At 68.4% G+C, this 11,553-nt stretch carries 13 protein-coding genes; 10 read left to right on the forward strand and 3 right to left on the reverse strand.

Going from position 1 to position 11,553, the window contains the following annotated elements; all coding sequences use genetic code 11:
- Nucleotides 1-16: 16 nt before the first annotated feature.
- Both OV287_RS14055 and OV287_RS14060 read right to left on the reverse strand, forming a co-directional pair.
- Nucleotides 17-208 (reverse strand): hypothetical protein, encoded by a 192-nt coding sequence (locus OV287_RS14055; RefSeq protein ID WP_267534529.1) that lies wholly within the window; start codon nucleotides 206-208, stop codon nucleotides 17-19.
- Nucleotides 209-334: 126 nt separating this feature from the next.
- Nucleotides 335-667: a hypothetical protein gene (locus OV287_RS14060; protein ID WP_267534530.1), complete on the reverse strand. Its 333-nt coding sequence runs from the start codon at nucleotides 665-667 to the stop codon at nucleotides 335-337.
- 231 nt (nucleotides 668-898) lie between these two features.
- Between OV287_RS14060 and OV287_RS14065 the strand changes: the two genes are divergently transcribed.
- From OV287_RS14065 to OV287_RS14105, 9 genes are all read left to right on the forward strand, one after another.
- The gene (locus OV287_RS14065) at nucleotides 899-1,570 is read left to right on the forward strand and encodes a TetR/AcrR family transcriptional regulator (protein WP_267534531.1); all 672 of its coding nucleotides are present in this window, start codon (nucleotides 899-901) and stop codon (nucleotides 1,568-1,570) included.
- Nucleotides 1,567-2,367, forward strand: coding sequence for a CoA transferase subunit A (locus OV287_RS14070; protein ID WP_267534532.1), 801 nt, complete (start codon nucleotides 1,567-1,569; stop codon nucleotides 2,365-2,367). Before OV287_RS14065 ends, OV287_RS14070 begins: the two co-directional genes overlap by 4 nt.
- The gene (locus OV287_RS14075) at nucleotides 2,364-3,104 is read left to right on the forward strand and encodes a CoA-transferase subunit beta (protein WP_267534533.1); all 741 of its coding nucleotides are present in this window, start codon (nucleotides 2,364-2,366) and stop codon (nucleotides 3,102-3,104) included. The genes OV287_RS14070 and OV287_RS14075 overlap by 4 nt, the downstream gene beginning before the upstream one ends.
- A 48-nt stretch (nucleotides 3,105-3,152) precedes the next feature.
- The gene (locus OV287_RS14080) at nucleotides 3,153-4,193 is read left to right on the forward strand and encodes an alcohol dehydrogenase catalytic domain-containing protein (RefSeq protein WP_267534534.1); all 1,041 of its coding nucleotides are present in this window, start codon (nucleotides 3,153-3,155) and stop codon (nucleotides 4,191-4,193) included.
- Nucleotides 4,194-4,216: 23 nt separating this feature from the next.
- A complete protein-coding gene (locus tag OV287_RS14085) occupies nucleotides 4,217-5,470 on the forward strand; it encodes a hydroxymethylglutaryl-CoA synthase family protein (protein ID WP_267534535.1) in 1,254 nt (417 codons plus the stop codon).
- 166 nt (nucleotides 5,471-5,636) lie between these two features.
- The gene (locus OV287_RS14090; RefSeq protein WP_267534536.1) at nucleotides 5,637-6,827 is read left to right on the forward strand and encodes a Vgb family protein; all 1,191 of its coding nucleotides are present in this window, start codon (nucleotides 5,637-5,639) and stop codon (nucleotides 6,825-6,827) included.
- Between the two features lie 179 nt (nucleotides 6,828-7,006).
- Nucleotides 7,007-7,906: a MaoC family dehydratase gene (locus OV287_RS14095; RefSeq protein WP_267534537.1), complete on the forward strand. Its 900-nt coding sequence runs from the start codon at nucleotides 7,007-7,009 to the stop codon at nucleotides 7,904-7,906.
- Between the two features lie 10 nt (nucleotides 7,907-7,916).
- A complete protein-coding gene (locus tag OV287_RS14100; RefSeq protein WP_267534538.1) occupies nucleotides 7,917-8,402 on the forward strand; it encodes an LIC_13387 family protein in 486 nt (161 codons plus the stop codon).
- Nucleotides 8,403-8,425: 23 nt separating this feature from the next.
- On the forward strand, nucleotides 8,426-8,608 hold the full coding sequence (locus tag OV287_RS14105; RefSeq protein ID WP_267534539.1) for a hypothetical protein: 183 nt from the start codon (nucleotides 8,426-8,428) through the stop codon (nucleotides 8,606-8,608).
- 8 nt (nucleotides 8,609-8,616) lie between these two features.
- On the opposite strand, the gene OV287_RS14110 is transcribed toward OV287_RS14105, so the two are convergent.
- Nucleotides 8,617-10,146, reverse strand: a complete 1,530-nt coding sequence (locus OV287_RS14110) for a ricin-type beta-trefoil lectin domain protein (RefSeq protein ID WP_267534540.1) — start codon at nucleotides 10,144-10,146, stop codon at nucleotides 8,617-8,619.
- A 444-nt stretch (nucleotides 10,147-10,590) separates the two neighbouring features.
- Here OV287_RS14110 and OV287_RS14115 point away from each other — a divergent pair, with 444 nt between their 5' ends.
- Complete coding sequence (locus OV287_RS14115) at nucleotides 10,591-11,535, forward strand: alpha/beta hydrolase (RefSeq protein WP_267534541.1); 945 nt, start codon at nucleotides 10,591-10,593, stop codon at nucleotides 11,533-11,535.
- Nucleotides 11,536-11,553 lie beyond the last annotated feature (18 nt).

Consider the following 11,553-nt stretch of genomic DNA (forward strand, 5'->3'; position numbering starts at 1 on the left):
CGCAATGGGGGCGCGTTCACTCGATACAGACGCACCTGCGCCCGCCGCAGTAGCCGTCTGAATAACCCAGCTCCTGGCAGTACTCGTCACACGGCTCCGCGCAGATGGTGGCGGGACCTCCGCGGTCCACGACTCCGTTCCTCGCCCCGGCGGTGAAGCCCACGCCCAGACCCAACACCAGCGAAACTCCCACGATGAATCGACGCATGTGCACCTCCAGCTGGCGCGGCTCATCCGCGCAGGTGCTCATGCTGCCGAATGATGCTTGCTACTGGAATACGCTATTTCCTGGGAGCGCTGGTTTTTCGAGATCTCGTGGTGGCCTGCGCCCCGGCTAACGCAGGCCGGCGTCCAGCTCTCCGAGGATCGGCGAGGGCATGAGCCCGCCGCCACCGATCCCCGAGTCCGCCGAGTCGAAGGGCGAGGGGTAGGTCGGAATCATGCCGGAGCCCCCAGTGCCTCCATCATCGCCGGCATAAAGGGGTGGCGGGGTGGTCGGCGTGGTTCCCGGTGAAGGCGAGAGCCCCGGGGGCGACGGGGGGATTCCGGGCGTGACGGGCGCACCGGTGTTGGGATCGATCTGCGCGTTGGCGATCGCCAGCGTGAACAGCGAGGCACCGAGCACCACCCCGGTCACTACGAGTCGCTTCTTCAGGTTGAGGGCCATCTTCCGCCTCCTGCCGTGCCCACGGCGCCTCGAAGGTGGGCATGTGCGCCGATGTCATGCAGCGAGCCCCGACCCTCCCGTCCGGGGAGGAGACGTGCTCCCTTCCGGCCGCTTTCCGACACTTTCTCCTTGACGCTTTGCGTTGGCCAGGAGAGTTTACCGACCGGTCGGTAGGCCGTCCGACCGGTCGGTAGGTCACCCCGCAGCCGGACGGCCCCTGGAGGAGACGCGATGAACTCGGGACGGAGGCAGGACGACGGTGAGCGCTACCGGACCATCATGGAGACGGCGGCGCGCCTCATCTGCGAGCGCGGTTACGAGGGCACCTCGATGCAGGAGATCGCCGCCGCGTGCCGGATGACGAAGGCGGGGCTCTACCACCACGTGCAGAACAAGGAGCAGCTGCTCTTCGACATCATGAGCTACGGCATGGACGCCTTCGAGCAGCAGGTGCTCGAGCAGGTGCGGCCGCTGCCGGACCCGGTCGAGCGGCTGCGCGAGTGCATGCGGCTGAACATCCACCTGGTGACGGGCGGGTGCAGCAAGGAGGTCATCATCATCCTCCATGAGCACGCCACGCTCACCGGTGAGGCTCGGGCCTTCATCGACAGCCGCAAGAAGAACTACGTGCGGTTCCTCGAGGACTCGTTCTCCGAGGCCGTGCGCGTGGGGCGCATCCGTCCCGTGCAGCCCACCGTCGCTGCGTTCTCGTTCCTCGGCATGGTGCTGTGGATCTACAAGTGGTTCCAGCCCGATGGGCGGCTGTCGGCCGAGCAGGTCTCCAACGAGATGGTGGAGCTGCTCTTCGCCGGGCTCGTCACGCCCGCGGTGGCGGCGGTGCCCGCTGCCGGTGCGCCCCTCCTGTCGATCGTGCCCCCCGCGGCGGTAGGGGAGAAGTCATGAAGCCTGGCCGCTGGGGCTCGCTGTCCGAGGTGGTGGCCTCCATCCCCGACGGGTCGTGGTTGGCCACCGGGGGTTTCATGCTGGGCCGCGCGCCCATGGCGATGGTGCTGGAGCTGATCGCCCAGGGCCGCAAGGACCTCAAGCTCATCTCGCTGCCCAACCCTCTGCCTGCCGAGTTCCTGGTGGCGGGGGGCTGCCTGTCGCGGGTGGAGCTGCCCTTCGGAGCGCTGAACCTGGAGAACCGGGTGCGGCCCATGCCTTGCCTCAAGCGGGCCATCGAGCAGGGGCGCATCGACTGGCGCGAGCATGACGGCTATCGCGTCGTCCAGCGGCTGCGCGCTGCGGCCATGGGAGTGCCCTTCCTGCCCGCGCCGGACGCGGACGTGTCCGAGCTGGCCGACGCCGAGCCGCTCCAGGTCGTCGTGGATCCCTTCACGGGGAAGTCGGTGCCGGTCGAGCAGGCCTTCTATCCGGATGTGGCGCTCATCCACGCGCGCGCGGCGGACGAGCGGGGCAACCTGTTCATCGAGGACCCCACGACGGACCTGCTGGTTGCGGGCGCGGCTCGCCGGGTGCTGGCGACGGCCGAGGAGCGTGTGTCTCGGCTCCCCCGAGTGACGATTCCTGGCTTCCAGGTGGAGCGTGTTGCCCTGGTCCGTCAGGGAGCGCTGCCCACCGGTTGCGCCGGGCTGTACCCGCACGACGACGCGATGCTGGCGGACTACCTCTCGCTGGCCGAGGCCGGGCGGGAAGCGGAGTTCCTCAACGCGCTCCTCCAGACGCGGAGGGCGGCATGAGGACGGAAACCGACGTGACGCCCGCGGAGCTGGTCGTCTCGCTGCTCGCCCAGGAGATCGACGATGGGGACGTGGTGGCCACCGGAGTTGCCTCGCCGCTGGCCATTCTCGCCATCGCGGTGGCCCGAGCCACTCACGCGCCCGGACTGACGTACCTGGCGTGTGTCGGCTCGCTGGATCCAGAGCTGCCCACCCTGTACCCCTCGTCCGAGGACCTCGGTTACCTGGAGGGGCGCTCGGCGGAGGTCACCATCCCGGACCTCTTCGACCATGCGCGGCGAGGGCGGGTGGACACCGTCTTCTTCGGGGCCGCGGAGGTGGATGCCCTGGGCCGGACGAACATGACGGCCTCGGGCAGCCTGGAGCGACCGCGGAGCAAGTTCCCGGGTGTGGCGGGGGCGGCCACGCTGCGGCAGTGGGTGCGCCGGCCGGTGCTGGTGGTGCCTCGTCAATCGCGCCGCAACCTCGTGCCCGAGGTGCAGGTTGCGACCACGCGGGATGAGCGCCGCCCGGTGAAGCTCATCTCCGACCTGGGTGTCTTCGAGCTCGGGGCGGGCGGGGCCCGGTTGCTGGCCCGTCATCCCTGGGTGGAGCTGGACGCCATCCACGAGCGCACTGGCTTCTCCTTCGAGGTGGAGGAGCCGCTGCCCGTCACTCCGCTCCCGGATGCGCGCACCGTGTCTGCCATTCGCGCCATTGATGCCCGAGGCCTCCGCGACCAGCTCGTGGGCGCCTGAGTTCTCCATACCCAGACAGAGTGTCTTTACCGGTCAGGGAGTCCCCCCATGAAGGCTGTCGTGTTGCGTGAGTTTGGTGAAGCGAGCAATTTGAAGCTGGAGTCCGTGCCCGACCCCCGGCCGGGACGAGGCGAGGTGCTCATCCGTGTCCATGCCTGCGGCGTCTGCTACCACGACGTCATCAACCGCCGGGGCAACCTGCCGCGCACCCACGTGCCCGCCATTCTCGGCCACGAGGCCGCTGGCGAGGTGGTGGAGGTGGGCCCGGACACGCCGGGGTGGAAGGTGGGGGACCGGGTGGCCACGCTGCAGCGGCTCTCGTGTGGCGAGTGCGCGCTGTGCAAGAGCGGCCGCAACAGTCTGTGCAAGAAGGACAACCGCTTCTTCGGAGAGGAGATCTCCGGAGGCTACGCGCAGTACATGACGGCGCCGGTGGCGGGGCTGGGCCGGGTGCCCGCGAACCTGCCTTGGCCGGTGGCCGCCACGGTGTGCTGCACCTTGGGCACGGCCGTGCACACGGTGAGGACGCGCGGACGGGTGCGGGACGGAGAGACGGTGCTCATCACCGGGGCGAGCGGAGGCGTGGGGCTCGCGGCGGTGCAGCTGGCGAAGCTGGACGGAGCGCGCGTCATCGCGGTGACGTCCGGTGAGGCCAAGGTGCAGGCGCTGCGCGAGGCGGGAGCGGATGAGGTCATTGTCTCGCGCGGGTTGGACTTCGCGTCCGAGGCGCGCAAGCGCACGGGAGGCGAGGGCGTCAATGTGGCCATCGAGATCGTCGGCAGCGTGACCTTCGGGCAGACGCTGAAGGCGATGGCGCCGGGCGGTCGGGTGGTGGTGGTGGGCAACCTGGAGACGGGCACGGTGGACCTGAACCCGGGCCTGGTCATCGTGAAGGAGCTGGAGATCCTCGGGGCGTATGCCACCACGCGCGAGGAGCTGGACGAGTCGCTGCGGCTGGTGGCCGATGGGAAGATCCGTCCCTTCGTGTCGGAGGCGGTGCCGCTGGCGGAGGCGGGGAGGGCGCACTTCCGGCTGGAGAACCGCGAGGTGGCGGGCCGGTTGGTGTTGGTTCCCCCCGAGCTGCAGTGAGTCCACGAGGCAAGGAGCTTTCCATGAAGAAGCAGGTTGGAATCGAGGCGCTGGCCATCGCGGTACCCCGCCGCTACGTGGACATCGAGGATCTGGCCCGAGCGAGGGGCGTGGAGCCCGCGAAGTACACGGCGGGACTGGGCGCGAAGGAGATGGCGGTGGCGGATCCGGGCGAGGACTCGGTGGCGCTCGCCGCGAGCGCCGTGTCCCGGCTCATCCAGCGCCACGGCGTGGACCCGTCCCGCGTGGGCATGCTGGTGGTGGGCACGGAGACGGGCGTGGACCACTCGAAGCCGGTGGCCTCGCACGTCCAGGGGCTGCTGAAGCTGCCGCGGTCGATGCGGACCTTCGATGCCCAGCACGCCTGCTACGGCGGCACCGCGGGGCTGATGGCGGCCACCGAGTGGATTGCCTCCGGCGCGGGGGCGGGTCGCTCGGCCATCGTGGTGTGCTCGGACATCGCGCGCTACGGGCTGAACACCGCGGGCGAGCCCACCCAGGGCGGTGGCGCGGTGGCCCTGCTGGTGTCGGAGCAGCCGGACCTGCTCGCTCTGGACATCGGGCTGAACGGCGTGTGCTCCGTGGATGTGTATGACTTCTGGCGGCCGCTCGGCCGGCGGGAGGCGGTGGTGGACGGGCACTACTCCATCAGCTGCTACCTGGATGCGCTCTCGGGGGCGTACCGCGGCTGGCGCGAGCGCGCGATGGCGCACGAGGTGGTGCGCTGGGGCGATTCACTTCCCGGCGAGCAACTCGCGCGCATCCTCTACCACGTGCCTTTCTGCAAGATGGCCCGCAAGGCCCACACCCAGTTGCGACTGTGCGACCTGGAGGACGCACCGGGCGCCCAGGACAGCACTCCGGCAGCGCGCGAGGAGGCCGCGAAGTCCTCGGCCAGCTACGAGGCGCAGGTGGCGTCGTCGCTGGGGCTCAACGCCCGTATCGGCAATGTCTACACCGCCTCGCTCTACCTGGCGCTCGCGGGCCTGCTGCACGACGAGGGCGCCGCGCTGGCGGGTAAGCGCATTGGCCTGCTGTCCTACGGCAGCGGCTGTTGCGCGGAGTTCTACTCGGGCGTGGTGGGGGAGGGGGCCGCGCGGCGGATGGCCCAGTCGGACGTGGAGTCGGTGCTCGCGAAGCGGGAGCGCGTCTCGATAGAGGAGTACGAGCGCATCATGAGGCTCGCCTCGGACGCGCCGGAGCCGCTGACGCCGGCCCCGGGGGAGTTCCGCCTCACGGAGATCCGCGAGCACCGCCGCATCTACGCCGCCGGCTGAGCGCCCCGAGGGCATGCCCCAACCGCCACTGCCAGACACTCACCACCCACCTGTATGGGATGGTGAGTCCTGTCGGAAAGGGAGGGGCAGCCACCCGCTGGTTGCTGACGTGATGCTTACCTTTCCAGCGGAACGGACCTGAAGGTTGGCCGTCCATGAGGGGGGCATGATGTCTCGATTCGTGAAAGCCATGACGGCCCTGTCGGGCCTGTTCTTGATGGTGGCGTGGTCCACTCCGAAGAAGGTGGACCTGTTGGTCAGCCGGAACACCAATAGCAGCGTGCTGCGTTTCGACGGGAAGACGGGGGCGTTTGTCAGCGTCTTCGTCTCCCCTGGCAGTGGCGGTGTGCAGAACCTCGCGGGCATGACGTACGGCCCGGATGACAACCTCTACATCGCGAGCTTCGACAGCAGGAACGTGCTGCGCTTCGACGGAAGGACGGGGGCGTTCATCGACGACTTCGTTCCTCCCGGCAGCGGTGGCCTCGGGACGCCGAACGACCTGATCTTCGGCCCCGACGGCAATCTGTACGTCAGCGATGGCTTCTTCGGCACCAACAGCGTGCTGCGCTACGACGGGGAGACAGGCGAGTTCCTGGATGTGTTCGCCTCGGGTGGAGGGCTGGTGGTGCCACACCATCTGGAGTTCGGCCCCGATGGCAACCTCTACGTCGAGAGCATCCTGTCCGACAGCATCCTGCGCTACGACGGGGAGACGGGTGCTCCGCTGCCTGCTCCGGGACAGCCCGGGGCCGTGTTCATCAGCGGTGTCGACAGCGTCTCGATGACCTTCGGACCCGATGGAAACCTGTATGCCGCCACGCTCGCGAACGAGGTGCTGCGCTTCGACGGCAGGACAGGCGCGTTCATCGATGTGTTCGTGCCGCTCGGGAGCGGCGGGCTGACCTTCGCCGGGGATCTCCTCTTTGGCACCGACCGCAACCTGTACGTGACGAACTTCCTGAACGGCGAGGTGCTGCGCTTCGACGGCAGGACAGGCTCCTTCCTCGGTGCCTTCGTGCCCGCGGGCAGTGGTGGCCTGGAGCGGCCGATTCCCCTGACGTTCATGCTCTTCGACAACGATCGGGATGGCGTGAACGACAATGACGATGAGTGCCTGCTCTCGGATCTCCGCTTCAAGGTCGACACCGGCTCTGGCCCGACCCGCATCAAGAACACCGTGAACTCCAAGGGATGCTCCATCCAGGATCGGGTAAATGCCCGAGCCAGGTCGGCGAAGAACCACGGCCACTACGTGAGGTGCATCGAGTCCCTCGCCAAGAGCATGAACTCCCTCACCTGCTCCCAGCGCGAGGAGATGATCGACGGGGCCGAGCGGAGCAGGATCGGGTACTGACGCTCGAGGTAGGAGCGCCTTGGAAAGGGAGGCCCCCGCTTCACGCGAGGGCCTCCCGCGTCACTTTGGCGGGATGAGGGGCCTACGGCTCCCGTAGAAATAAAAACTCGACATCCATGCCGGGTGCTCACTACGAGACGAACTCGTTCGAATACCCAGACACCGCAGGAGTCACCCCCGTGTCCGTCTCTCCGCCCGTCCTCGAGCTCGCCGCACCTCCGTCACTCGCCGTGGAGTTGTTGCGCGCCGCCGTGGCCCGCCGCCCTGCGCGCCCGGGCGAGGTGCCCCGGCTCGAAGTGCGCCTGCGTCACTTCACGCCGGACCCGCGACAGCTCGTGCTCTACCGCGAGGTGTGCGGCTTCCCGGCGGATGGTCACCTGCCGCTGCCCTTTCCCCAGGTGCTCGCCGCTCCGCTCCATCTCGTCTTGCTCAACCGCCCCGAGTTCCCCTACCGGCTGCTCGGGATGATCCACGTGCGCAACCACATCCGGCAGTACCGCCGGTTGGCGGAGGGGGCTTCTCTGTCCGTGCTCGCGTGGGTGGAGGGCCAGCGCGAGGTCCGGCAGGGCCGCGAGTTGGACCTCCACACCCAGGTGGAGGAGGGCGGGGCGGTGGTGTGGAGCGCCGTCACCACCATGCTGCGCCGCCTGCCCGGCACTGGCGAGCGTTCACGCGAGGAGCGGCCCGCGGGCTCCACGGCCCCCGCCTCGGAGGAGGACGCGCTGTTCGCTAACAGCCGTCCTGCTCCCTGGACGGTGCCCGAGGACACCGGTCGGCGCTACGCGCGGGCCTCCGGGGATTACAACCCCATCCACCTGCACGCCCTCACGGCACGCCCCTTCGGGTTCCCGCGAGCCATCGCGCACGGCATGTGGACGGTGGGCCGCTGTGTGGCGGAGCTGGGCGAAGCGGCGGATGCGCCTGCCCTCATACTCACCTCGAATTTCCGTCGCCCGCTCCTGTTGCCCTCGCGCGTGGTATTCCAGACAGCGGCGCAGCGAGACGGCACGGTCGCCTACCGCGTGAAGTCCGAAGACGGCCAGCCGCACGTCGTGGGCCAACTGACGCCCGGGACGTAGACATGAGGAAATGAAGATGGAAACGGCGGCTCAATCCAACACGACGGCGGCTCGGGCATTCCCTGGCGCGCGATGGTTCCGCGTGGCGTCCTGGATGCACGTCATGGTTGCGCTCGGGCATATGCTCGGCAACTTCGGCCCTGGCCGGCAGGTTCCGACTCCCGAGGAGTCGAGGGTCTACGACGCGATGGCGCAGTTGACGATGCGGTTCCCGGGGCCGCGCCACACCCTGATGGATTTCGCCACCGGCTGGAGCGTGTCCATGGGGCTGCTCTACCTGGGCTTCGGGGCCGTGAACCTCATGCTCGAGCACGCGCTGCGCAAGGAGGGCCGAGGCGTTCCCTCCGCGGTGTCCGCCGTCAACGTGCTGGTCTCGCTCGCCGGGCTGATCGTGGCCGCGCTCTACTTCTCTCCGCCGCCGCTGCCGTTCCTGGCGGCCGCGGTGAGCTGCTTCGGCGTCGCCTGGATGCGCTCGCGTCAGGCCGCGCCGAGGTAATCGGCCGAGAAGAGTTGATCGCGGTGGGAACACTGTTCGAGAACCTGCGCGAGACCGATAACGATCCCCATCTCTCCCCACTCGCGCGGCGTGAGCCATCCCCGGCCTTGCCGGCGAGCGGACCTGAAGAGCTCGCTCGCCGGGTGGCGGAGTTGGAGACGGTGGTGGCGAAGCCAGAGGGCAGCAACCCACCACCGAAGGGGTGAAGCGTTCGTCAGCGGAGGTTCCACTTCTGATTCAAGGTGCCGGCGCACTCCCAGAGCTGCAGACGGGCGCCGCTGGCCGAGTTCCATTCCTTGATGTCCACGCACTTGTTGGCCTGCGGGTTCACGAGGTCACCCGCGCCGCTCAGCACGAACTGCTGCGCCGGGTTGCCATTGCAGGCCACGAGCTGGATGACGGCGCCGTTGTCGCGCGAGCCCCAGGCCACGTCCATGCACTTGCCGAGCGCCCGGACGGTGCCATCGGAGTAAAAGGTCCAGCTCTGGGCGCCGGTGCCATTGCAGTCCCACATCTGGAGCGGGGTGCCGTCGTTGGTGTTCGAGTTGGGAATGTCGATGCACTTGCCATTCCAGTTCGAGACGATGGCCCGGCCGCCCGTGGTGGTGAGCGTGAGGCCATAGGTGGCGAGGATGGGCCGGAGCGGCTGGAAGAACGTGGTGCCGCCCGTGGAGCAGTTCCCCGAGCCACCCGAGGTCACGCCCTGGGCCTGGTCACCGGAGAGCCAGGAGCCGCCGGAGTCGCCGCCCTCGCAGCAGGCGTTGCTCTGGGTGAGGCCGTAGACGGCGCCCTGGGCGTAGTTGACGGTGACGTTCTTGGCCTGGATGACGCCGCAGCGCCAGCCGGTCGTGGAGCCGGACCGACAGACAGAGGCGCCCACGGGGGCCTCATTGGAGCCGGCGACGTTGGCGATGCCGCCCGCGTAGTTGTTCACCCAGGGGCGCGAGGCCCAGGAGGAGTTCACCTGGACCCAGCCGTAGTCGTTACCGGGGAAGGTCGAGCCGCGCACGGTGCCTTGGGCCACGCCGTTGGAGCCGGAGGTGGTGGTGCCCACGCCGCCACAGTGGCCCGCGGTGACGAAGCCTCCGTTGACGGAGAAGCCAATCGAGCAGCGCGCGTTGCCCGGGTAGTAGGCATCTCCGCCGCGCAGATCGTACATGGTGCGGGGCTCCTCATTCGAGGTGACCACGCGGACCGAGCCGTCGGCCGCGCCGCTGTCGGCGATGAACTTGCCGATGCTCGACAGGGCCGGGTCCCGGGCGAACACGACGACGCTGTTGGTGACAGGGTCGACGTACCATCCATGGATGGTCCGGTCGGCGCGCTTGGCGTTGCGGTCCAGCGCCGACTTCACCTTGTCGAGCTGCTTCTCGCTCCGGGCGACCCGCCGGGGCTCGGCCCCGAGGCTACGCACATAGCGGGCGCTGGCCTCGTCGGTGACGCCGACGATGAGCGTGCTGCCGTCCTCGTTCAGCCAGGCGCCGCCGAACGTGGTGCCCAGGTTCTCGCGCACCTTCTTCTCGAGGTGGGCGGCCGCCGCTTCGGAGGCCAGCCGGCGCCGGGCCTGCTCGCCGTTGAGCCCGAGGTCCCGCTGCATCGCGGAGAGGAGCTCCGGCGACGCGTCCGGCGTGGCCACGGCCTCCTCGGAGGGGGCGGCCACGGCGGTGGCGGGGATGAGCGAGAGGGTAGCGGGTGCGGCGAACAGCGCCGTCGCGAGGGTCAGGGTGGTGAATCTGCGGTTCATGTGAAGCTTCCTATGGGGGTGAAAGGACTGGCGTGAGCTGCGAATGGGGCAGCCTTGGCCGGTTCGCGTCTGTGTATGAGGTCGCAGCTGGAAAACCCGTCGAGCCCAGCTGCGCTCACGGCGGCCCCTTTGCGTCCGGCGTGCCAAGCACTGGAGGGATGTCTCGCTTGTTGCGAGTTCCGTGATTTCAGGGGCTTGAGTCAACTGGCGGAATGTGCTGCCTGGTGACAGCAGTCACCACCGTGATGGCCAAGGCCATCAGCCTTTGTTTCTAGACGCTCCTCCTGATGACAGCAGTCACCATCTGGTGTCTGTCGTCATCACCCCTGTCGTCCTCTCGAGCTGTATGAAAACGATTGCCAGCGGTTCCGGATTGAGCAGATGCAGGGCTCTCTTCTTTCTCGCGCCAAAGCGGCCTACGTTCGGCATCACGAGGAGCCTGTCATGCGAAATCCATCTCATCCCGTTCACCCCGAGTTGCGCTCGTCCGTCCGCTGGGCTTTTCGCATCTCCTTCAACCGCTTCCTCATATCCCTCATCCGGCGCCTCTCCATCCTCATCAGGCCACGCAGCACGGAGGGGGTTACCATCGAGAATGTTTGGATTCCTGGCCCGCCTGGGGCGCCGAACGTCCGCGTCCGGAAGTACGAGCCCCCACAGCGTGCTCCGGGCAGCGCGGCCCTCCTGTGGATCCACGGTGGAGGCTACGTCATCGGCAAGCCCGAGCAGTCGGACGCCATTTGCGGCCGGTTCGCCAAGGAGCTCGGCATCCAGGTGCTCGCCGTGGATTACCGGCTCGCTCCCGAGCACCCGTTCCCGGCCCCGCTAGAGGACTGCTACGCAGCGCTCTCGTGGATGCACGCTCACGCTGGCGAATTGAAGATCAACCCAGACCGGCTCGCCATTGGGGGAGACAGCGCGGGCGGCGGACTGGCGGCGGCGCTGGCGCAGCTGACCCGTGACCGGAAGCAGATCAAGCCCATCTTCCAGTTGCTCCTGTACCCAATGCTCGATGACCGGACCACCACCCGCGCGGACCACAAGGGCACTGGGGAGTACGTCTGGACGCCGGACAGCAACGTCTTCGGATGGACCAGCTACCTGGCTCAAGCACCCGGTGGCCCCACCGCCCCGAAGTATGCCGTGCCAGCACGGACGGAGGACCTGACGGGACTGCCGCCCGCCTGGGTGGGCACCGGGACGCTGGACCTGTTCTACGAGGAAAACGTCGAGTACGCCCGCCGTCTGCAGGCGGTGGGCGTTCCCTGTGAGCTGGATGAGGTGCCCGGCGCCTTCCACGCCTTCGAGGTACTCGCCGGGGATGCTGTCGTCTCCCGGGACTTCATCGCCCGGCAGGTCTCCGCCCTGAAGCGGGCCCTCGCGGTCTAAGCCCCTTCAGGGAAGTCT

The organism is Archangium lansingense (assembly GCF_026626635.1).
Lineage (GTDB): Bacteria > Myxococcota > Myxococcia > Myxococcales > Myxococcaceae > Archangium > Archangium lansingense.

Coding starts and splice junctions, on each gene's coding strand:
- OV287_RS14080 (WP_267534534.1), top strand. CDS start 3,153: ATGAAGGCTGTCGTGTTGCGTGAGTTTGGTGAAGCGAGCAATTTGAAG.
- OV287_RS14055 (WP_267534529.1), bottom strand. CDS start 208: ATGCGTCGATTCATCGTGGGAGTTTCGCTGGTGTTGGGTCTGGGCGTG.
- OV287_RS14075 (WP_267534533.1), top strand. CDS start 2,364: ATGAGGACGGAAACCGACGTGACGCCCGCGGAGCTGGTCGTCTCGCTG.
- OV287_RS14060 (WP_267534530.1), bottom strand. CDS start 667: ATGGCCCTCAACCTGAAGAAGCGACTCGTAGTGACCGGGGTGGTGCTC.
- OV287_RS14070 (WP_267534532.1), top strand. CDS start 1,567: ATGAAGCCTGGCCGCTGGGGCTCGCTGTCCGAGGTGGTGGCCTCCATC.
- OV287_RS14085 (WP_267534535.1), top strand. CDS start 4,217: ATGAAGAAGCAGGTTGGAATCGAGGCGCTGGCCATCGCGGTACCCCGC.
- OV287_RS14100 (WP_267534538.1), top strand. CDS start 7,917: ATGAAGATGGAAACGGCGGCTCAATCCAACACGACGGCGGCTCGGGCA.
- OV287_RS14090 (WP_267534536.1), top strand. CDS start 5,637: ATGATGTCTCGATTCGTGAAAGCCATGACGGCCCTGTCGGGCCTGTTC.
- OV287_RS14065 (WP_267534531.1), top strand. CDS start 899: ATGAACTCGGGACGGAGGCAGGACGACGGTGAGCGCTACCGGACCATC.
- OV287_RS14110 (WP_267534540.1), bottom strand. CDS start 10,146: ATGAACCGCAGATTCACCACCCTGACCCTCGCGACGGCGCTGTTCGCC.
- OV287_RS14115 (WP_267534541.1), top strand. CDS start 10,591: ATGCGAAATCCATCTCATCCCGTTCACCCCGAGTTGCGCTCGTCCGTC.